A 20,798-nucleotide genomic window follows, 5' to 3' on the forward strand; every position below is an offset into this window, starting at 1 on the left:
TGTGGAAACCGGTTGTCCACAGGCCCCCACGCCACTGGTGCAGGCCAGTAGTGTCGGCGTTCATGGAGCAGAGGTATCTCGGCCGCACCGGCCTTCGTGTGTCCCGTATCGGACTCGGCACCCTCACCTGGGGCAGGGACACCGACGAGCACGACGCCGCGGACCTCCTGAAGACGTTCTGGGAGGCCGGGGGCAGCCTGGTCGACAGTGCGGACGTGTACGGCGACGGCGAGGCCGAGTATCTGCTGGGACGCCTCATAGAAGGCCTGGTCCCGCGCCGGGACCTGGTGATCTCGACCAAGGCCGGCAGCGTGCCGGACCCGGACCGCCGCGTCGACGGCTCGCGCGGGCACCTGCTCTCCGCGCTGGACGCCTCGCTCACCCGGCTGGGCACGGACTACGTCGACATCTGGCACATCCACGGCTTCGACCCGTACACCCCGCTGGAGGAGACCCTCCAGGCCCTCGACATGGCGGTCAGCAGCGGTCGCGCCCGCTATGCCGGCGTCTCGAACTTCTGTGGCTGGCAGCTCGCCAAGGCGGCGACCTGGCAGCTCGCGGCACCCGGCATCCGGACCCGGCTGGCGGGCACGCAGATGGAGTACTCGCTGCTGCAGCGCGGCGTGGAGCGTGAGGTGCTGCCGGCCGCACTGGACCTCGGCATCGGCCTGCTGCCGTCCTCGCCGCTGGGCCGAGGCGTTCTGACGGGCAAGTACCGTGACGACGCCATGCCTCCCGACTCGCGCGGCGCCTCGGACCATCTGGCGCCTTTTGTCGAGCCGTACCTCGACGAGACGGCCGGCCACATCGTGGAGGCGGTGCAGACCGCGGCGGACGGGCTCGCGGTGACGCCGCTTCAGGTCGCCCTCGCCTGGATCCGCGACCGGCCGGGGGTGGCCGCCCCGATCGTCGGTGCGCGCAACTCGCAGCAGCTCACGGCGGCATTGTCAGTGGAGGCACTTAGTCTTCCTGACGAGATCTGCCGGGCTCTCGACGACGTGTCGGCGCCCGTGCACCGCTATCCCGATCACGACTGGAGCACGCTGTGAGCACGGACCCCGAGACCACGGAGAGCGGCGAACCGGACGACACCGCCCACCCGGCCGCAGCGGAGCCCGGCACCGTGGACACGGGAGACGGCGGCGGGAACCCGGGAGACGGCGGCGACGGTGAGGCCGCGGCGGTCGTCGCGGACGGTGACGGCGCGTCCGGCGGTCAGTTGTCCGAAGCCGAGGCGGAGTTGGCCGCCCAGCGGTTGGAGCGGGAGCGGATCGAGCGGCGGAAGTCCGAGAAGGCGGGGCCCATCGCCGCCGGGACGAAGCTCAGCGGGAAGGCCGCAGATCTGCTCGCCGCCGTGCGTGCCGTGGAGAGCGGCGAGACGCCAGCGGCCACCGTCTTCAGCGATCCCGAGCCCACTCCTCGGCGCGCCGCGCCCGAGCCGGCGCGGCGGCCGCAGACACCACAGACGCCGCTGACGGCCGCGGCAGCCGGGGCACCCGCGCCGGAGGCCGTCGAGGCGGTACGGCGGGCGCTGGCCGACGGCGGCGCACCGGACGCACTGGCCCCGCAGGTCGCCGCCGCCCTCGGCGAAGGTGCGGACGACGTGCTGCGGGCGGATCCCTGGTCGTTGCTGCGGGTCGGCGGCGTACGGCCCGAGCAGGCCGACGGCTTCGCGCGGGCGCTGCTCGGCGCGGAGTGCGGGCCGGACGACGAGCGGCGGGGGCGGGCGCTGACGGGGTGGCTGCTGGAGCAGGCGGCCCTCGCCGGACACACGGCTCTGGAGATGCCCGCTCTCACCGCGGCGCTGGTCCAGCGCGGTGTGCCCGATGCCGACGAGGCCGTGCAGAGTGCCGTCGCGGAGGGTGAGGCGCTGGTCTTCCAGGACGCCCTCGACCCCACCGCGCCGGCACCGGAAGCGAGCGAGGAGGGCGAGGAGGCGGAGGAACTCCCGGTGCGGGTCCTGGTCGGCCTGGAGCGGTACGCACTCGCCGAGGAGAGCCTGGCGGACGGCCTGGCCCGCCTGGTGAACTCGGTGCCGAAGGACGACGGTTCGGCCGAGGACTGGGAGCGCGCCGCCGCCTCCGCACAGGGCTCCACCGCCGAACTCGTCCGCGCGGTCGCGGGCCACGGCCTGGTGCTGCACACCGGAGGCGAGGCGTCCCGGGCCGAACCGGCGGCACTGCTACGTGCGGCGGCGGCCCTCGGCCTGCGCACCTGGGCCGCCACGCACACGCCCACCGGCCGGGACCGGTTCGCGGTTTCGGGGGCCGGACCGGACACCGAGGCGAGCGCCCTCTCGGTCGTCACCGTCGCAGGTCTGCTCTCGGGCGCCGAGGGCCCTGGGCGGGATGCCGATGGTGCGCTGGATCTCGACCTGCTCGTCGTGCTCGACGCGCCGCAGCTGGACGTCGAGACCGGCGCACTGCTCATCGAGTCGCTCCCCGACGGGGCCCGGCTGGTGCTGGCCGGTGACCCGGCGGTGCTGTGGTCGGCCGGGCCGGGCAGGGTGTTCGCCGACCTGCTGGGGGCGCAGGTCTGCCCCCGGGTCGCCTCCCGGCGGCCGGACCCCGGTCCGCTCGGTGAGCTGGTGTCCGGTATCGGGATCGGAGAGCTCACGCAGGTCGAGGCTCCAGGCAAGGAAGTCGTCATCGTCCCCGTGCGGGACGCGGGCGAGGCCGTGCACCGGACGGTGCAGCTCGTCGCGGACTCGGTGCCACGGGCGATCGGCGTCCCGCCCGAGCAGACCGTGGTGATCACCCCGGGCCACGGCGGCGCTGCCGGCACCCGCACGCTCAACGCGGCGCTCAAGGAACGCCTCAACCCCGGCCCCGGCCGCTTCGGCGGCTTCGACCCCGGCGACCGGATCGCCTACTCCCCCGCTCCGGGCCGCACGGTGCCGGGCAGCGTGGTGAAGGCCGACGCCGACGGACTGCACCTGTCGTGCTCGGGCGCTCCCGTCGTCGTACCGAAGGAGCGGGTGGAGCAGGCCGTGCGGCACGGGTGGGCGCTGACCGCGCACCAGGCGGTGGGCGGCCGGTGGCCCGCGGTGGTCGTGGTGCTGCCCGGGGACGCGGCGCAGTCCCTGAGCCGGCCGTGGATCTACACCGCGTTCGGCCGGGCGGAGCGCCATCTGTCCGTGGTCCACGGCGTGGAACAGGCACTTCCCCGGGCCGTGGCCGAGGTCCCGGCGAAGCCGCGCACCACCCGCCTGCCGCTCCTGCTGGCGACCCAGGTGCCTGCCGCCGGCTGACTCGACGACCGAACGGCGGCGGCCCCGGGCTTCTGACCCCGGGGCCGCCGCCGTCTCGGCGGTATGTCGTGGCCTGTCCCGGCCGCCGTACGTCGGCGGCCGGCGTCAGCGATCGGCGTCAGCGATCGGCGTCCAGCGGCTCCAGGTCCTCCTCGCCGTCCAGGTCCGGGTCCAGGTCGTCGTCCAAGCCGGAAAGACGGACGTCGTCGATCTCGTCGTCGAAGACCGCGCTGACGTCGAAGCGGCAGACCACCCGCTGCGGATCGATCTGGTCGAACGGCGTCTCCAGCCACTCGCCGGGCTCGGCCGGTTCGTCCGTGGCCGTCACCCAGAGCGTGGAGTCGCCCTCCTCCAGCCCGAACTCCTTGTGCCGCGAGGCGATCTCGTCCGGTTCGAACTCGCCGAACAGGATGCCCAGCGCCCCGTGCACCGTCGCGGAGGCCTCCGCCCCGCGCCCGTCGTCGTCCGCCGCCTCCACCCGCTGGGCCTGTGCCAGCAGCCGGTGCGGCTCCGCCACGTGGTAGTCGCGGCGGATGAGCACGCTCAGCGCGTTCGGCTCCTCGGGGCCCGTGTATGGCGGGAGCGCGTCTTCCGCACCAGGGATCTCGAAGGGCGTGACCTCGTCGTAGCGGTCGTAGAGCAGCTCGTCGTAGGTCTCGGCGGCCGCGGCCAGCTCGTTGAACGCTTCGTAGACGGCCGGGTCGTCCTCCCCGGACCTGCGTTCGACCGCGGCCAGGTGGCGGTCGAGCGCGGTCTTGACCGCCTCGGCGGCGGCTCGTACCTCGGCAGCGGTGGGCTGCGCAGCATCAGACATAGTGCAGACGCTATCCGTACCGGGCCCCAGACCGCACAATAGATGCGATGCCGGAATACGAATTTGTCGACGTGTACGTACCGCGCGGTGTCTCCCGCAAGGACGCCACACGCCTGCTGACGGACCATGCCGAGTACGGACACTGGGAGTTGGACCGTCTGAGCCTGATGCGCGACGGCAGCCGCAGGGTGCGGCTGCGACGGCGGATCATCCGCCAGGTACGCGCCACGTGGTGAGCCTGGGCGACGACGGAAACGACCGAAACGGAGCGGGCCCCACGAGGGCGGGGCCCGCTCCGTTCTGCGCACCGGCGCAGAAGGTGCGCGGTGCCTTGCTTGGGAATGCGCCGGTTCAGGCCGAAGCGCGCGCCTTGCGGTACATGACCGCTCCCGCCAGCAGCGCACCCGCGCCCACCGGGAGCACGACGCCCAGCGGCATGTCACTGCCGGTGTGCGCGAGCTGTGCGGTGCCCTGGGGCTGAGTGACCGCCGACTGGGCGCCCGGGTGGTTGGCGTGCGAGGAGCCGCCCGGCGTCTTGCCACCCGTGCTGGGCGGCGTGCTCGGGGTGCCGGGGTGACCGGGCTCGGCGGGGTGGCCCGGGTTACCCGGTTGCCCGGGGTTGCCGGGCGGTGTCGTCTCGTGACCGCCGCCCGGAGGCGTGGTGTGCCCGCCGCCCGAATCACCGCCGTTGGCGCAGTCGTTGTCCTTGGCCGCGTTGCCGACACCCACGACGTCGACGCTGTTGCCGCAGACGTTCACCGGTACGTCGACCGGCACCTGGACGTGGTTGCCCGCGCCGACACCGGGTGAGTCGCCGGCGTGCCCGCCGGCCTGGGACCCGCCGGAACCGCCGTGGCCCGAGCCGTGGCCCGAGCCGTGTCCGCCGGACGAGCCTCCGCCCTTGTTGGTGCAGTCGTTGCCGATCGCCGGGTTGAGGATCCCGATGACGTTGACCGTGTTGCCGCAGACGTTCACCGGCACGTCCACCGGCGCCTGCACGGTGTTGCCGGACAGCACGCCGGGCGAGCCCGAACTAAAGCCGCTCGCGCCCGAGTCGGCGTGGGCATAGCCGCCCGCCGCGGCGAGCACGCCGGTCGCGGCCGCCACGGTCATCAGGCCCTTGCGGGTGACCTGTCGCATTGCTGAATTCTCCCTGCCTTCAATCCTGACCTGGAATCCCGCGAATTTCGCGAAGAAATCCGCGGCAAAGGCCGGTCGGCTCCGGAGCGCATGGGACGCGCTCCGGAGCCGACGGGCGTGAAACGACCCTCAGCGGGTCGACGTCACTTGTTGATGCAGGTGTTGCCGAAGGCGGGGTTCAGCAGCCCGATCACGGAGACCGTGTTGCCGCAGACGTTCACCGGGACGTGAACCGGCACCTGAACGACGTTGCCGGACACGATGCCCGGGGAGTGCACTGCGGCACCCTGAGCACCGGAGTCGGCGACAGCCAGGCCCGCACCCGCGAGAACCAGACCACCAGTGGCAGCCGCAGCGGCGACGACCTTCTTGATCATTATTCCTCCTTGTTGGCAAATGCGATCCCAAGTAGCGGATCACATGAGCTGTAACGAGGAGGGAGTAATCGAGCTACGAGCTTATGGTCGCATTCACTCTTTTCAGTCAATACCGCACGGGCGCCCGATTATTGAAGTCTCGTTTCACTGGCGAAAACCGGACGCCAAAAGCGGTCAGGAGGCGTCGATGAAGCGGTCGAGCACACGCACGCCGAACTTCAGGCCGTCGACCGGCACCCGCTCGTCGACGCCGTGGAACATCCCGGCGAAGTCCAGCTCCGGGGGCAGCTTGAGCGGGGCGAAGCCGAAGCCGCGGATGCCCAGGTCGTCGAAGGACTTCGCGTCCGTGCCGCCGGAGAGCATGTACGGAATCGCCTTGGCGGCCGGGTCCTCGGCCAGGAGAGCGGACTGCATCGCGTCCACCAGCGCCCCGTCGAAGGTCGTCTCCACGGCCTTGTCGGAGTGCACGTCCTCGCGCCTGACCCTGGGCCCGAGGATCTTGTCCAGGTCGGCGAGGAACTCCTCCTCGAACCCGGGCAGGAAACGCCCGTCGACGTGCGCCGTGGCTTGGCCGGGGATGACGTTGACCTTGTAGCCGGCGCCCAGCTGGGTCGGGTTGGCGGTGTTGCTCAGGGTCGCGCCGATGAGCTTGGCGATGCCGCCGAGCCTGGCCAGCGTCCCCTCCATGTCCTCCGGGTCCAGCTCGGTGCCGAGGGCGTCGCCGAGTTCGTCGAGGAAGGCCCGGGTGGTCTTGGTCACCCGTACCGGGAACCTGTGCCGTCCGAGCCGCGCGACGGCCTCCGACAGCTCGGTGATCGCGTTGTCCCGGTGGATCATCGACCCGTGCCCGGCCGTGCCCGCCACGGTCAGCTTCATCCAGTGGATGCCCTTCTCGGCCGTCTGGATCAGATACAGCCGCCGCTGTTCGTTGACCGTGAACGAGAAGCCGCCGACCTCGCTGATCGCCTCGGTGACGCCCTCGAAGAGACCGGGGTGCTTGTCGACCAGGTGCCGGGCGCCGTACTTGCCGCCGGCCTCCTCGTCGGCGAGGAAGGCGAGGACGATGTCGCGCGGTGGCCTGCGCCCGCTGCGCAGCCGGTCGCGTACGACCGCGAGGGTCATCGCGTCCATGTCCTTCATGTCGACGGCCCCGCGCCCCCACACGCACCCGTCGGCGACCTCGCCGGAGAAGGGGTGGTGGGTCCAGTCGCCGGCGTTGGCCGGTACGACGTCGAGGTGGCCGTGGATGAGGAGCGCGGGCCGCGACGGGTCCTCGCCCTCGATCCGGGCCACCGTGGAGGCCCGGCCCGGGTGCGACTCGAAGATCTGCGGTTCGAGACCCACCTCGGCGAGCTTCCCGGCGACGTACTCGGCCGCCACCCGCTCACCCGGACCCGAGTGGTCGCCGTAGTTGCTGGTGTCGATCTGGATCAGCTCGCGGCAGAGGTCCACGACCTCGTCCTCGCCGGTGACGCCCCTGGCCGTGTCCGTCTCGCTCACGCTGCTTCCTCCCGCTGTCACTGCTGGTGGTTGCCCTCATCCTCCCTCCGACTCCGGCCGCACCCCAAGACCGGACCCGGTCCGTCACAGGCCGTTCACGCCGGACAGGGGGTGACCAGGGCGCCCTCGAAAGCCTGGTAATGTTTCCCTCGTCGCCGCGGGGCAACCTCGCACGACAGACGCCTTGTCCGGGTGGCGGAATGGCAGACGCGCTAGCTTGAGGTGCTAGTGCCCTTTATCGGGCGTGGGGGTTCAAGTCCCCCCTCGGACACCAGCCGAAGTCCCCGGCCGCTCAGCGGCCGGGGACTTCGTCGTTTCCGCCGCACCAGCCCTTTTCCGCACCGGCAAGGTGCTCCTCACTCACCGTGTGGGCCATCTCTCCCTCCAGTGAAAACACCAGCTCACAGCTGGTTGGCCGGCACTTGATCCACTCCGGGCAGCCCTCCTGGGTGGCCGATCAGCGGTGGGGAACCTAGCTTCGTACTAAAATTTCCGGCTTGTTACGGAACGGAGCTGGAGGAGGACAACCCCAGGCAGACCTGCGGGCCCACCAGCGCCCCGGAGTCTTCCGGGATCGAGACGCGAGGACCGGATGGCAGCGATAGACGAGAGCAGTGCTCTCGGCCTGCTCGACGAAGAGCTCAGCGCAGAGATCCACCAGCAGTTCGGCGACACGGCGCGCTTTTCCGGAGGCCACGCGGCCTCCCGGCGCACGCTCGTCGACATCTTCGACGCATCCGTCAGGTCGTACCCGGACGAGCTCGCTCTCGATGACGGTACGACGCGGCTCACCTATCGTGCCCTGGCCGGCGAGGTCGAGCGGCTGCGGCGCGAGCTGGCCGCCGCAGGGGTCGGCCTGGGCGACCGGGTGGGGGTCCGCGTTCCCTCCGGCACCAACGACCTCTACGTCGCCATCCTCGCCGTGCTCGCCGCCGGTGCCGCCTATGTTCCCGTGGACGCCGAGGACCCGGACGAGCGGGCCGAGCTGGTCTTCGGCGAGGCGGACGTCCGCGCTGTCGTCGGCGCGGGGCACGCGCTCACCGTCAACGGGCGCAGCGACGTTCCCGCCGCCCGGCCCGGCGTCGAGCAGGACGCGTGGATCATCTTCACGTCCGGCTCCACCGGGAAGCCCAAGGGCGTCGCCGTCAGCCACCGCAGCGCCGCCGCGTTCGTGGATGCCGAGGCCGCGCTGTTCCTGACCGAGGACCCCATCGGTCCCGCTGACAGGGTCATGGCGGGTCTGTCGGTCGCCTTCGACGCGTCCTGCGAGGAGATGTGGCTGGCGTGGCGCTACGGGGCGTGTCTGGTGCCCGTGCCCCGGTCGCAGGTCCGCAGCGGGGCCGACCTCGGTCCCTGGCTGGTCGAGCAGGAGATCACCGTCGTCTCGACGGTGCCCACGCTGGCGGCCCTGTGGGAGCCGGAGACCCTCAACGACGTACGCCTGCTGATCTTCGGCGGCGAGGCCTGCCCGCCCGAGCTGGTGCAGCGGCTGGTGACGGAGGGGCGCGAGGTCTGGAACACGTACGGGCCGACGGAGGCGACCGTCGTGGCCTGTGCCTCGCTCATGTCCGGCGAGGAGCCCATTCGGATCGGTCTGCCGCTCGACGGCTACGAGCTGGCCGTCGTCGACGAGGCCGGGGAGCCCGTGCCGATGGGCGACAGCGGCCAGCTGGTGATCGGCGGGGTCGGGCTCGCCCGGTACCTCGACGCCGAGAAGGACGCGGAGAAGTACGCACCGCTCGAGTCCCTGGGCTGGGAGCGGGCGTACCGCAGCGGTGACCTCGTGAAGGCCGAGCCGGAGGGGCTGGTGTTCCTCGGGCGGGCCGACGAGCAGATCAAGCTCGGCGGGCGCCGGATCGAACTCGGTGAGGTGGACGCGGCCCTGCAGGCGCTGCCCGGCGTCCAGGGCGCCGCTGCCGCCGTGCGCACCGCGCGCAGCGGCAACCAGCTCCTCGTGGGCTACGTCGTCACCCAGGAGGGCTGGGACCACGCGGCCGCGGTCGAGAAGCTGCGCGCCGAGCTGCCCGCCGCGCTCGTCCCGCTGCTCGCGCCGGTCGGGGACCTCCCCACCCGCACGTCCGGCAAGGTCGACCGCAACGCTCTGCCCTGGCCCCTGGAGGGCCTGGAGACCGGCGGCCGTGCCGAGCAGCTCTACGGCACCGAGGCCTGGCTGGCCGAGCAGTGGACGGAAGTCCTCGGCATCCCGGTCTCCAGCGCCCGTGACGACTTCTTCGCGATCGGCGGCAGCAGCCTGGCCGCCGCCCAGCTGACGACGAAGCTGCGCACCCGCTACCCGAGCGCGGCCGTCCTCGACATCTACCAGCAGCCCACCCTGCGCAAGCTGGCGCGCCGGCTGGAGGCCTCGGTCCAGGACGACGGCGCCCGGCGCACGATCGCCCCGGTGCCGACCCGCGCCAAGGTGATCCAGCTGCTGCTTCTCGTCCCGCTTTTCACGCTGCTCGGGCTGCGCTGGACGGTCGCGCTCGCCGCGCTCGGGAACCTGCTGCCCGCCTACTCCTGGCTGCCGTCCGCCCCCTGGTGGCTGGTCGCGGCCGGCGCCGTCGTACTGTTCAGCCCGCCCGGACGGCTCGCGATCGCCGCCGGCGGTGCGCGGCTGCTGCTGCGGGGCGTCGAGCCCGGCCGGTACGCGCGCGGTGGCAGCGTCCATCTGCGGTTGTGGACCGCCGAGCGGCTGGCCGAGTTCAGCGGGGCGACCTCGCTGACCGGCTCGTGGCTGGAGCGCTACGCGCGGGCGCTGGGCGCCAGGATCGGCCAGGACGTCGACCTGCACTCGCTGCCGCCGGTCACCGGTCTGCTGAAGCTCGGCCGGGGCGCTGCCGTGGAGTCCGAGGTCGACCTGTCCGGCTGGTGGCTGGACGGCGACCGGCTGGAGATCGGCGCGGTCAGGGTCGGTGCGCACGCCACCGTCGGCACCCGCAGCATGCTCTTCCCGGGCGCCCGCGTGGGCAAGCGGGCCGAGGTGGCGCCGGGTTCGGCGGTCACCGGTCAGATCCCGACCGGTCAGCGCTGGGCCGGTGCGCCCGCGGTCAAGCTCGGCAAGGCCAAGCGCAACTGGCCCAAGGAGCGTCCGCAGCGCGGCACGTACTGGCGTGTGATGTACGGCCTGACGGGCCTCGCGCTGACCGCGCTGCCGCTGCTCGCGGGCGGCGTCGCGTTCCTCGTGGCGCACGCCTTCATCGACGCGGACGCACCCCTGCGGGGTGCCGCGCTCGCCCTCGTCCCGGCCACACTGGCGTTCGGGGCGGTGTACGCGCTGCTGATCCTCGTTGCCGTACGGCTGCTGAGTCTCGGCCTGCGTGAGGGCACGCATCCCACGCACAGCCGGATCGGCTGGCAGGCCTGGACGGTCACGCAGCTGATGGACCGCTCACGCGAGACCCTGTTCCCGCTGTACGCCGGGCTGGTCACGCCGGTGTGGCTGCGGCTGCTCGGCATGCGGATCGGGCGGGGCGCCGAGGTGTCCACGGTGCTCGCGCTGCCGAGCCTGACCACGGTCGGCGAGGGCGCGTTCCTGGCCGACGACACACTGACCGCGCCGTACGAGCTCGGTGGCGGCTGGATGCGGATCGGGCGCGCGGAGATCGGGCGACGGGCGTTCCTCGGGAACTCGGGGATGACCGCGCCGGGGCGCAGCGTGCCGGACGGCGGACTCGTCGGCGTGCTGTCGGCGACGCCGAAGAAGGCGAAGAAGGGCAGCTCGTACCTGGGCCTTCCGCCGGTGAAGCTGCCGCGCAGCGCGGAGACGGGCGACCAGAGCCTGACGTACGACCCGCCCGCGCGACTGCTGTGGGCGCGCGGCCTTGTGGAGCTGTTCCGGATCGTGCCGGTGTTCTGCTCGGCCGGCCTCGCGGTGCTGACGGTGGCGGCGCTGTGTCTGCTCGGCCCCTGGGCTCCCCTGCTGTCCGGTCTGGTGCTGCTGGGCACCGGCGCGGCAGCCGCTGTGGTCTCGTTCGTCGCCAAGTGGCTGCTCGTCGGGCGGCACCGCACCGGTGAGCACCCGCTGTGGAGCAGCTTCGTGTGGCGCAATGAACTCGCGGACACCTTCGTCGAGGTCGTGGCCGTACCGTGGCTGGCGGGTTCGGTGCCCGGGACGCCGGTGATGACCGCGTGGCTGCGCGGTCTGGGCGCCACGATCGGCAAGGGCGTCTGGGTGGAGAGCTACTGGCTGCCCGAGACGGACCTGGTGACCCTGGAGGACGCGGCCACCGTGAACCGTGGCTGTGTGCTGCAGACCCACCTCTTCCACGACCGGATCTTGCGGACGGATACTGTTGTTCTCCGTGAGGGCGCCACACTGGGCCCTGGCGGGATCGTGCTGCCCGGCAGCACGATCGGGGCCCGCACCACGCTGGGTCCCGCGTCGCTCGTCATGGCTGCGGAGTCCGTTCCGGACGACACCCGTTGGCTCGGCAACCCGATCGAGGCATGGCGTCCCTGAACGCGGGCCACTCGGAGCCGGTGGGCGTCGCATCGGCGACGAAGAGTGGCAGCGCAGCGCAGGGAGCAGAAGCGGCAGTGGCAGTTCAGCAGTCGGCGGGTTCGGACCCGTACTTCCCGGATCACGGTGACACCGGTTACCGGGTGCACCGGTACGAGCTCGCGCTCGATTACCGGCCGGGCCCCAACCGGCTGGCCGGGACGGCCCGGATCAACGCGATCGCGGGCCGTTCGCCGCTCGGCGAATTCACCCTGAACCTCTCCGACTTCAAGATCGGACGGGTCCGGGTCGACGGCCGGCAGCCGCACTACACGCATCGCGGCGGCCGGCTGCGCATCCGCCCCGCCAAGCCCGTCCGGCCCGGTGCCGCCTTCACCGTGGAGGTGCACTGGGCGGGCAACCCCAAGCCGGTCACCAGTCCCTGGGGCGGGCTCGGCTGGGAGGAGCTGGAGGACGGGGCGCTGGTGGCGAGCCAGCCGATCGGGGCGCCGTCCTGGTACCCGTGCAACGACCGGCCCGCCGACAAGGCGTCGTACCAGATCTCGATCACCACGCCGTCCGCGTACGCGGTGGTGGCGGGCGGCAGGCTGCTGACCCGTACGACACGCGCGTCGACGACCACCTGGGTGTACGAGCAGTCGGCGCCCACGTCGAGCTACCTGGTGGGCCTGGCCATCGGCAAGTACGAGACGGTGCTGCTGGGTGACCCTGGGCCGGGCGGGGTGCCGCAGCACGGGCACATACCGGCGCAGCTGCTGCCTGAGTTCTCACGGGACTTCGCCCGGCAGCCGCAGATGATGGACGTGTTCCAGGAGCTTTTCGGCCCCTATCCGTTCGGCGAGTACGCGGTAGTGGTGACCGAGGAGGACCTGGATGTCCCCGTGGAGGCCCAGGGGTTGTCGCTGTTCGGCGCCAACCACGTGGACGGGGCGCGGGGTTCGGAGCGGCTGGTGGCGCACGAGCTGGCGCACCAGTGGTTCGGCAACAGCGTCTCCATCGCGGACTGGCGGCACATCTGGCTGAACGAGGGCTTCGCCAAGTACGCCGAGTGGCTGTGGTCGGAGCGCTCGGGCGGCCGTAGCGCGCAACAACTCGCGGCGGCCGCACACCGGTTGCTGTCCTCCCAGCCGCAGGATCTGCGGCTGGCCGATCCGGGACGCAAGTCGATGTTCGACGACCGTCTCTACGAGCGCGGCGGGCTGACCGTGCACGCGGTGCGCTGCGCGATGGGCGACGACGCCTTCTTCCGCATGCTGCGTGCCTGGGCGGGGCTGCACCGCGGCGGCGCGGTGACGACCGCGACGTTCACGGCGCATGCGGCCCGGTTCGCGGACGAGCCGCTGGACGGCCTGTTCCAGGCCTGGGTGTACGGCGCGGCGCTGCCTTCGATGCCCACGCAGGTCCCGGCACGTCCCGCGCACCCGCCCACCAACGCCGAGTCGGCGTAGGCGGGCGGGCCGCCCGGCGTCAGCTCGCGGGGCGGTGACGACCGCCGCCTTCTGCACGGTGTGGAAGAAGCCGGTGACGCGCACCGGCGGCGCATGACCCGCACACGATGCGCGCGGGTCGGATCAGGTGCTTCACGGATCTCGCACGGCGAGTGGTGCAGCAGAATGGGGCGCATGTCCCGACGTACCTCGCATCCTGGGCGGAAGCACGGCTCCGCCCCAGTTGACCACCCCTCCTGCCCTTGCGGTCTCGCGGAGACGTACGAAAAGTGCTGTGGCCGGTTGCACCGGGGTGAGGCCGCGGCACCGACCGCCGAGACGCTGATGCGATCGCGCTACAGCGCATTCGTGAAGCGCAACGAGCAGTACCTGCTGAGGACTTGGCATCCGCGTACCCGGCCGGGACAGGTCGAGTTCGATCCGGGGATGCGGTGGAGCGGCCTGGAGATCCTCGGCGTCGGCGACGGCTCGGCCTTCCACAGCACCGGCACGGTGACCTTCCGCGCCTCGTACCGGGGCGGGGCGCTGCACGAGCGCAGCCGGTTCGAGCGGGTCGACGGCGCCTGGGTGTACGTCGACGGGGAGTTCCTCGACCAGTAGCCCGGCACTAGGGAGCGAGGATGTCGAGTTCCTGAAGGGCCCCGACCGTGATCTCCCGGGTCAGCTGCTCGGCGCGTGCCGCGTCGCCCTCCCGGATCGCCTCGGCGACCTGGACGTGCAGGGTGACGGCGGACGGATCGGGATCCTCGAACATGACCTCGTGGTGGGTACGGCCCGCGAGGACCTCGGCGACGACGTCACCGAGCCGCGCGAACATCTCGTTCCCGGACGCGACGAGGACGACCCGGTGGAAGGCCATGTCGTGGACGAGGTACTGCTCCAGCCTGTGGCCGCGGGAGTTGGCGACCATGCCGAGCGTGCACGCGGTGAGTTCGGCGCACTGCTCGGCGGACGCGTGCCGGGCGGCCAGGCCTGCGGCGACCGGTTCGACGGCCGAGCGCAGGACGGTCAGTGAGCGCAGCTGGTGGGGGCGGTCCGCGCCGGCCAGGCGCCAGCGGATGACCTGCGGGTCGTAGACGTTCCACTCGGACTTCGGGCGCACGGTCACGCCCACCCGTCGGCGTGACTCGACCAGGTGCATGGATTCGAGGACGCGCACCGCCTCGCGCATCACCGAGCGTGAGACGTCGAAGCGCTGGGCCAGCTCGTCGGTGCGCAGAACACTGCCCGGCGGGTACTCGCCCGCCGTGATGGCGGGTCCGAGGGAGTCCAGTACGCGGCCGTGCAGCCCCCGGCCCAGAGTGCTCATGCACTCAGCGTACGGGGAGGTTTACAGAAACAAAAAGTCAGACTTATTCGTCACAGACCCTTGAATTGGTCGTACCTAATCGGTTTCAGTGTCGTCGACGCCGGATGGCGTCCAGATGTCGAAGAAGACAGTGAGAGCACGATGCAGCAGCTGCGCACCCCCCATGTCGTCGTGGTCATGGGCGTCGCGGGCACCGGCAAGACCACCATCGGTCCCCTGCTCGCGGCCCGTCTCGGTGTTCCGTACGCCGAGGGCGACGACTTCCACCCCCAGGCCAATATCGCCAAGATGTCGGCCGGGACCCCGCTCCAGGACGAGGACCGGTGGCCCTGGCTCGACGCCATCGGCACCTGGGCGCACGGGAGGGCCGGACTCGGCGGGGTGGTCAGCAGCTCGGCGCTGAAGCGGTCCTACCGGGACCGGCTCAGGGCCGTCGCCCCCGGTGTCGTCTTCGTGCACCTGACGGGCGACCGTGCCCTCATCGAGGAGCGGATGTCGCACCGGCAGGGCCACTTCATGCCCACGGCGCTGCTCGACTCCCAGTTCGCCACGCTCCAGCCGCTTCAGCCGGACGAGGCAGGCATCGCGGTGGACGTCACCGGCAGCCCCGAGGAGATCGCCGCACGGGCCGTGAAGGCGCTGGACGCGCTCCCCCACCCGGCGGGGTAGCACCTCCCGGTCCCCTCCCTCGAACTCCCCGTCCCTCATACCTGCAAGGACACCCCTGTGACCAGACTCAGCGTCGAGATCCTGGCAGCGGACGCACCGGCACCGATCACCTCGGCCGGTCACGCTCAGCTGGGCATCGCCGTTCTGGTGGGCATCGCCGTCATCGTCGTGCTCATCACCAGGTTCAAGCTCCACGCCTTTCTGTCCCTGACCATCGGTTCACTGGTGCTCGGCGCCGTCGCGGGGGCCCCGCTCGACAAGGTGATCCTCAGCTTCAGCACCGGGCTCGGCGCCACGGTCGCCGGCGTGGGCGTGCTGATCGCCCTCGGCGCGATCCTCGGCAAGATGCTCGCCGACTCCGGCGGTGCCGACGAGATCGTCGACACGATCCTCGCGAAGGCGGGCGGCCGGGCGATGCCCTGGGCGATGGTGCTGATCGCCTCGGTGATCGGTCTGCCCCTGTTCTTCGAGGTCGGCATCGTGCTGCTGATCCCGGTCGTGCTGATGGTCGCCAAGCGCGGCAACTACTCCCTGATGCGCATCGGCATCCCGGCCCTGGCGGGCCTGTCCGTGATGCACGGCCTGATCCCGCCGCACCCCGGCCCGCTGGTCGCGATCGACGCGGTGGGGGCCAACCTCGGTGTCACGCTGGCGCTCGGCATCCTCGTCGCCATCCCGACGGTGATCATCGCCGGTCCGCTGTTCTCGAAGGTCGCGGCCCGCTGGGTGGACGCCCCGGTCCCCGACCGGATGCTGCCGCCGCGCGCCTCCGAGGAGCTGAAGAACCGCCCCGGCTTCGGCGCCACCCTGGGCACCATGCTGCTGCCGGTCGTGCTGATGCTGGCCAAGGCACTGGTCGACATCGTCATCGACGACCCCGAGAACCGCACCCAGCGCGTCTTCGACGTCATCGGCAATCCGCTGATCGCTCTCCTCGCGGCCGTGCTCCTCGGCATCTTCACGCTGCTGCGGCCCGCCGGCTTCGGCAGGGAGCGGCTCACCCCGCTCGTCGAGAAGGGCCTCGCGCCCATCGCCGGCATTCTGCTGATCGTCGGCGCGGGCGGCGGCTTCAAGCAGACGCTGATCGACTCCGGCGTGGGCCAGATGATCCTGGACATCTCCAAGGACTGGTCGATCCCGGCGCTGCTGCTGGCCTGGCTGATCGCGGTGGCCATCCGCCTGGCGACCGGCTCGGCGACGGTGGCGACGGTCTCGGCGGCCGGCCTGGTCGCCCCGCTCGCGGCCGACATGTCGACCGCCCACACCGCGCTCCTCGTCCTGGCCATCGGCGCCGGCTCGCTCTTCTTCAGCCATGTCAACGACGCGGGATTCTGGCTGGTCAAGGAGTACTTCGGCCTCAGCGTCGGCGAGACCCTGAAGACCTGGTCCGTCATGGAGACGATCATCTCGGTGGTCGCCGGCGGTCTGGTCCTGCTCCTCTCGCTGGTCATCTAGGAGTACGAGGATGAGTCATCCCCTGTTCGACGTCAGCGGCCGCACGGCCCTGGTCACCGGCTCCAGCCGCGGCATCGGTCTCGCCCTCGCCCGGGGCCTCGCGGAGGCCGGCTGCACGGTGGTCCTCAACGGCCGCGACGCCGGCCGTCTCACCACGGCGGCCACGGAGCTGCCCGGCGACGTCCACACGGCCGTGTTCGACGTGACCGACGGCCCGTCCGTCGCCGCGGGGATCGCGGACGTCGAGGAGCGGGTCGGCCCGCTCGACATCCTCGTCAACAACGCGGGCGTGCAACTGCGCGCCCCGCTCCTGGAGTTCACGGACGCGGACTGGCACCGCATCCTGGACACCAACCTCACCAGCGCGTTCCTGGTCGGCCGTGAGGCGGCCCGCCGGATGACGGAACGCGGCCACGGCAAGATCGTGAACATCTGCTCGCTGCAGAGCGAGGTGGTCCGCCCCGGCATCGCACCCTACGCGGCCACCAAGGGCGCCCTGAAGATGCTCACCAAGGGCATGTGCGCGGACTGGGGCCCGTACGGCGTGCAGGTCAACGGGTTGGGACCGGGGTACATCGAGACGGACCTGACCAGGCCCCTCGTCGAGGACGAGGAGTTCAGCGCCTGGGTGCGCCGCCGCACACCGGCCGGCCGCTGGGGCCGCACCGAGGACCTGGTGGGCGGGGTGCTGTTCCTCGCCTCGCCCGCCGCGGACTTCGTCAGCGGACAGGTGCTGTATGTCGACGGCGGAATGACGAGCGTGCTGTGAGAGAGCCTGCTGACATGACGGAGATGCCCGGCTGCGTGATCCACGGTCGGGGAGACCTGCGGGTCGACCGGCTGCCGGTCCCGGAGCCCGGCCCCGGGCAGGCCCTGATCGCCGTCCGCTACGGCGGCGTCTGCGGCTCCGACCTGCACTACTGGCGGCACGGAGGGGTCGGCGACTTCCGCCTGAGGGAGCCGATGCTGCTCGGGCACGAGGTGGTCGGGACGGTCCTGGCGTACGGCTCCCCGGACGCGTCGGGTCCGGACGTCGGTACGGCGGTGGCCGTGCACCCCGCGACTCCTTGCGGTTCGTGCCCGGAATGCGCGGCCGGACGCCACAACGTCTGCCGGGACACCCGCTACCTGGGCAGCGCGGCGCGCTTCCCGCACGTACAGGGTGGTTTCGCGGCCCAAGTGGCTGTACCGGTCGGGCAGTTGAGGCCGCTCCCGGAGGGCCTCGAACTGCGGCGGGCGGCGCTCGCCGAGCCGCTGTCCGTCGCCCTGCACGCGGTGCGGCGGGCCGGGGAGGTGAGCGGACGGCATGTGCTGGTCACCGGTGCCGGCCCCATCGGGTGCCTCGTGGTCGCCGCGGCGAAGGCGGTGGGTGCGGCACGGGTGACGGTCACCGACCTTCTCCCGGCGGCTCTGGAGTACGCGCGTGCCGCCGGCGCGGACACCGTCGTACGGGCCGACGATCCGGCCGACGCCGGGTGGCCGTCCGAGGCGGACGAGGTGGACGCGGCCGTCGAGGCGTCCGGGGTGGCCGCGGGCCTCGACACCTGTCTGCGTCTGGTGCGGCGCGGCGGGGTCGTCGTACAGCTGGGGATGCTGCCGCCCGGGCCGAGTCCTTTCGCCGGGAACCTCGTCGTGAGCCGGGAGATCGAGCTGCGGGGAGCGTTCCGCTTCGACACCGAGTTCGACGAGGCGCTGCGGCTGCTCGCCGCCGAGCCCGCCTTCGACGGGCTGGTCAGCGCGGTGGTGCCGGTGACGGACGCCGAGGCGGCGTTCGTGCTCGCCGCGGACCGGAGCCGGTCCTGCAAGGTCCTGTTGGACTTCGGTGCCTGAACCGGCTTCCCCGGCGGCCCGCTCGGCCTCATCATGAGGAGACCCCCGGCCACGGCCTCCGGGGGGCGACCGTGTCGGGGGGCGTCATGGCGGTTTCCCTCGGGATGCGCGTCTCGGGGCTGCTCGTGGTCGGAGCGGTGGCGGTGGCTGTCGCGGCCTTCACCGGTGGCGGAAGCGGCACACCGGACGGAGGAGGCGGGCACGGGGCGATCGTGACCGTCGGGCCGTCGGACAGTGCCCGTTCCCCTGCGTCGCCCCTGCCTCCCGCTCCCCGGCAGTCACCCGCCGGGCAGGCGGGCCCCACGGCGCTGCCGAGCACCCCGGGCCACACCCAGCGCACCACGGCATCCCCGGCCGGCACCTCCCCCACCCCTTCGCCCACCCACGGCAACAGCCTTCTCCTGAGCCCCGCTTGGCTCCCGCCGGGACCGGTCTCGCCCGATGCCGACCACACCCCGGATCCGTCCGGCGTCTACGACGGGCTCCGGAACCCGGGACAGTGCCGGGCCGCCCACGATCTCGTCCCGGCGGCCTCGGCCGACCCGGAGTGGCGGGTGATCCGGGCGCTCGCGACGGCCTGTCTGGCGGTTCAGGGCCGAGGCGGCAGCTGGGACAGCGCGGCCGAGGAGTACGCCGGTCTGTCCGGGAAGGCGGACACCTGCAAGGGCCGGGCCGGTTACGCCGTACTCGGCGGGCTGCTGGACTTCCACCGGCGGCACCCGGGCGCCACCGTGCGCCTGCGGGCCTCGGGCGGCACGCCCGCATGCGCCTACCGGGTCGCCGGCGTCGACACGGGCGGCGACGGCGAGGCTCAGCCCGGCGAGACGGTCGCGGTCGAACTGCGGGACCTCTGCTTCGACCCGTCCGAACTGCTGCGGTCGGGGAGCGTGTTCATCGACGGGCGGCAGCTCGCCGGGCCGCCCGTGCTGCGGTCGCAGGCGGGCGACCGGCTGGTGCTGTCCGCGGTGGTGCCGTCCCTGGCCGGCTACCCGCGACCGGTCGACGTGGTCGTCCGGTACGGGACCACCGAGGCGCGCCTGAAGCACGCGTTCACGGTCGTGGCACCCGCCGCTCTCCCGTCCCCCGGAGTCCCGTCAGGGCCGCCACAGAGGGTGCTCCCGCTCGGCCCACTCCCGGCTCACCTCCCCGGTCCTTAGACCGCCGCGTGCCTCGGGATCCGCGATCGCCATGCCGATGTGCCCGGCGAGGACGATGCCGATGGTCAGGGCCAGCCAGTCGTGGACGAAGGTCGCGCTGGTGCGCCACATGATCGGGGTGAGATGGGTGAACCACATGATCAGGCCCGTGCCGAGCATCACCAGCGTCGCCCCGGCGATCCAGGCCGCGTAGATCTTCTGCCCGGCGTTGAACTTGGCCGCCGGGCGCGAGGAGCGGCGTTTGTCGCGGCGCAGGGCCGCGCGCAGCCAGACCCTGTCGTGCGGCCCGAAGCGGTTCAGGTGGCCCAGGTCGGCGCGGAAGAAACGGGAGGCCAGGCCCAGCAGGACGGGTACCGGCAGGGCGAGCCCGGCGCACTCGTGGACCCGGACCACCAGCTCGCGGCGGCCGACGAGTTCGGCGAACTGCGGGATGTAGAGGAACGCGGCCGTCACCACGCACACGCCCATGACTGCGGCGGTCGTGCGGTGCACCCAGCGCTGGACGGGGCCGAACCGGCGGACTCCGGTGGCCGGCGCGGTGTGTGCCTCAGCTCGTAGGGTCATCGTCCCGCCCGTTCGACTTGCCGACCCAGGCGTCGACGTCGTAGCCGAGGTGCTCCCAGTAGCCGGGTTTCACGTCCTCGGTGACGGTGATGCCGGAGAGCCACTTGGCGGACTTGTAGAAGTACATCGGCGCCACGTAGAGGCGGACCGGGCCGCCGTGGGCGTGGCCGATGTCCTTGTTCTGCATGCGCAGCGCGACCAGGACGTCGGAGCGGCGGGCCTGGGCGAGGGTGAGGCTCTCGGTGTAGGTGCCGTCGAAGCAGGTGAAGCGCACGGCGCCGGCCTTGGCGCGGACGCCCGCCGCGTCCAGCAGCCGGGACAGCCGTACGCCTTCGAAGGGGGTGTCGGGGACCCGCCAGCCGGTGACGCACTGGACGTCCTTGACCAGCTTGGTCTGCGGCAGGGCGCGCAGGTCGTCGAGCGTGTAGGTCTTCGGGTGGTCGACGAGTCCGTCCACGGTGAGGCGGTAGTCCGTGGCGTTTTTGTGCGGCACGGAGGAGGCGACCGAGTAGTAGCGGAACCCGCCGCCGTTGGGGAGCAGGCCGGTCAGACCGGTGGGGTCCTTGTCGGCCGCCGCGCCGAGGAAGCCCTCCAGGGCGTTCTGCAGCGTGGGCGCGGCGATCACGCCGAGGGCGCCCAGGCCGAGGGTGCCGAGCAGGACACGGCGCCCGATCGGTTTGCCGCGCTCCTCGGGGGCCTTCGGGCTGCCGGGCTCCTCGGGTTGTTCGGAGTTCACGTATCCATTCGAACACCCGCGACCCCGGCGGGGCCAGGAATCCCGGGTGCTCGTCAGGGTTCCGTAAGCACTTCTTACGGCGTTCTCAGA

At 72.0% G+C, this 20,798-nt stretch carries 18 protein-coding genes and 1 tRNA gene; 12 read left to right on the forward strand and 7 right to left on the reverse strand.

Annotation, left to right across the window (positions count from 1 at the left end; genetic code table 11):
* The first annotated feature begins 62 nt into the window (after window positions 1-62).
* Both OOK07_RS08220 and OOK07_RS08225 read left to right on the forward strand, forming a co-directional pair.
* Window positions 63-1,049: an aldo/keto reductase gene (locus OOK07_RS08220; protein ID WP_266678337.1), complete on the forward strand. Its 987-nt coding sequence runs from the start codon at window positions 63-65 to the stop codon at window positions 1,047-1,049.
* Window positions 1,046-3,250, forward strand: coding sequence for a helix-hairpin-helix domain-containing protein (locus OOK07_RS08225; RefSeq protein ID WP_266795729.1), 2,205 nt, complete (start codon window positions 1,046-1,048; stop codon window positions 3,248-3,250). The genes OOK07_RS08220 and OOK07_RS08225 overlap by 4 nt, the downstream gene beginning before the upstream one ends.
* Window positions 3,251-3,368: 118 nt before the next feature.
* Here the strand turns inward: OOK07_RS08225 and OOK07_RS08230 are convergent, their stop codons facing one another.
* Window positions 3,369-4,064 (reverse strand): hypothetical protein, encoded by a 696-nt coding sequence (locus tag OOK07_RS08230; protein ID WP_266795730.1) that lies wholly within the window; start codon window positions 4,062-4,064, stop codon window positions 3,369-3,371.
* Between the two features lie 47 nt (window positions 4,065-4,111).
* Between OOK07_RS08230 and OOK07_RS08235 the strand changes: the two genes are divergently transcribed.
* Window positions 4,112-4,300 carry a DUF5703 family protein gene (locus OOK07_RS08235; RefSeq protein ID WP_007380901.1) on the forward strand — a complete coding sequence of 63 codons (189 nt, stop codon included), beginning with the start codon at window positions 4,112-4,114 and terminating at the stop codon, window positions 4,298-4,300.
* A gap of 115 nt (window positions 4,301-4,415) precedes the next feature.
* On the opposite strand, the gene OOK07_RS08240 is transcribed toward OOK07_RS08235, so the two are convergent.
* From OOK07_RS08240 to OOK07_RS08250, 3 genes are all read right to left on the reverse strand, one after another.
* Window positions 4,416-5,204, reverse strand: a complete 789-nt coding sequence (locus tag OOK07_RS08240; RefSeq protein ID WP_266795732.1) for a chaplin — start codon at window positions 5,202-5,204, stop codon at window positions 4,416-4,418.
* Window positions 5,205-5,347: 143 nt separating this feature from the next.
* Window positions 5,348-5,581: a chaplin ChpH gene (gene chpH / locus OOK07_RS08245; RefSeq protein WP_061921333.1), complete on the reverse strand. Its 234-nt coding sequence runs from the start codon at window positions 5,579-5,581 to the stop codon at window positions 5,348-5,350.
* Between the two features lie 174 nt (window positions 5,582-5,755).
* On the reverse strand, window positions 5,756-7,081 hold the full coding sequence (locus OOK07_RS08250; RefSeq protein WP_266678342.1) for a M20/M25/M40 family metallo-hydrolase: 1,326 nt from the start codon (window positions 7,079-7,081) through the stop codon (window positions 5,756-5,758).
* Between the two features lie 186 nt (window positions 7,082-7,267).
* Between OOK07_RS08250 and OOK07_RS08255 the strand changes: the two genes are divergently transcribed.
* From OOK07_RS08255 to OOK07_RS08270, 4 genes are all read left to right on the forward strand, one after another.
* Window positions 7,268-7,355, forward strand: a tRNA-Leu gene (locus OOK07_RS08255).
* A gap of 318 nt (window positions 7,356-7,673) precedes the next feature.
* A complete protein-coding gene (locus tag OOK07_RS08260; protein ID WP_266678344.1) occupies window positions 7,674-11,540 on the forward strand; it encodes a Pls/PosA family non-ribosomal peptide synthetase in 3,867 nt (1,288 codons plus the stop codon).
* 77 nt (window positions 11,541-11,617) lie between these two features.
* Window positions 11,618-12,988 carry a M1 family metallopeptidase gene (locus OOK07_RS08265; RefSeq protein WP_266678346.1) on the forward strand — a complete coding sequence of 457 codons (1,371 nt, stop codon included), beginning with the start codon at window positions 11,618-11,620 and terminating at the stop codon, window positions 12,986-12,988.
* Window positions 12,989-13,162: 174 nt separating this feature from the next.
* Window positions 13,163-13,588, forward strand: coding sequence for a YchJ family protein (locus tag OOK07_RS08270; RefSeq protein ID WP_266795734.1), 426 nt, complete (start codon window positions 13,163-13,165; stop codon window positions 13,586-13,588).
* 7 nt (window positions 13,589-13,595) lie between these two features.
* Here OOK07_RS08270 and OOK07_RS08275 read toward each other — a convergent pair whose 3' ends face one another.
* Complete coding sequence (locus tag OOK07_RS08275) at window positions 13,596-14,297, reverse strand: FadR/GntR family transcriptional regulator (protein ID WP_266795736.1); 702 nt, start codon at window positions 14,295-14,297, stop codon at window positions 13,596-13,598.
* Between the two features lie 141 nt (window positions 14,298-14,438).
* On the opposite strand from OOK07_RS08275, the gene OOK07_RS08280 reads away from it, so the two are divergent.
* The 5 genes from OOK07_RS08280 to OOK07_RS08300 all read left to right on the forward strand — a co-directional run bounded on the left by OOK07_RS08280 (window position 14,439) and on the right by OOK07_RS08300 (window position 19,408).
* Window positions 14,439-14,966: a gluconokinase gene (locus OOK07_RS08280; protein ID WP_266795737.1), complete on the forward strand. Its 528-nt coding sequence runs from the start codon at window positions 14,439-14,441 to the stop codon at window positions 14,964-14,966.
* Between the two features lie 57 nt (window positions 14,967-15,023).
* Window positions 15,024-16,421 carry a GntT/GntP/DsdX family permease gene (locus OOK07_RS08285; protein WP_266678354.1) on the forward strand — a complete coding sequence of 466 codons (1,398 nt, stop codon included), beginning with the start codon at window positions 15,024-15,026 and terminating at the stop codon, window positions 16,419-16,421.
* A 10-nt stretch (window positions 16,422-16,431) separates the two neighbouring features.
* Window positions 16,432-17,190, forward strand: coding sequence for an SDR family oxidoreductase (locus OOK07_RS08290; RefSeq protein ID WP_266795738.1), 759 nt, complete (start codon window positions 16,432-16,434; stop codon window positions 17,188-17,190).
* 23 nt (window positions 17,191-17,213) lie between these two features.
* A complete protein-coding gene (locus OOK07_RS08295) occupies window positions 17,214-18,251 on the forward strand; it encodes an L-idonate 5-dehydrogenase (protein WP_266683403.1) in 1,038 nt (345 codons plus the stop codon).
* Window positions 18,252-18,337: 86 nt separating this feature from the next.
* The gene (locus tag OOK07_RS08300) at window positions 18,338-19,408 is read left to right on the forward strand and encodes a hypothetical protein (RefSeq protein WP_266795740.1); all 1,071 of its coding nucleotides are present in this window, start codon (window positions 18,338-18,340) and stop codon (window positions 19,406-19,408) included.
* On the opposite strand, the gene OOK07_RS08305 is transcribed toward OOK07_RS08300, so the two are convergent.
* On the reverse strand, window positions 19,346-19,972 hold the full coding sequence (locus OOK07_RS08305) for a cytochrome b/b6 domain-containing protein (RefSeq protein ID WP_266678360.1): 627 nt from the start codon (window positions 19,970-19,972) through the stop codon (window positions 19,346-19,348). The genes OOK07_RS08300 and OOK07_RS08305 overlap by 63 nt on opposite strands.
* Window positions 19,956-20,708, reverse strand: a complete 753-nt coding sequence (locus OOK07_RS08310; protein ID WP_266678362.1) for a molybdopterin-dependent oxidoreductase — start codon at window positions 20,706-20,708, stop codon at window positions 19,956-19,958. Before OOK07_RS08310 ends, OOK07_RS08305 begins: the two co-directional genes overlap by 17 nt.
* Window positions 20,709-20,798: the final 90 nt, after the last annotated feature.

It is taken from the genome of Streptomyces sp. NBC_00078, assembly GCF_026343335.1.
Lineage (GTDB): Bacteria > Actinomycetota > Actinomycetes > Streptomycetales > Streptomycetaceae > Streptomyces.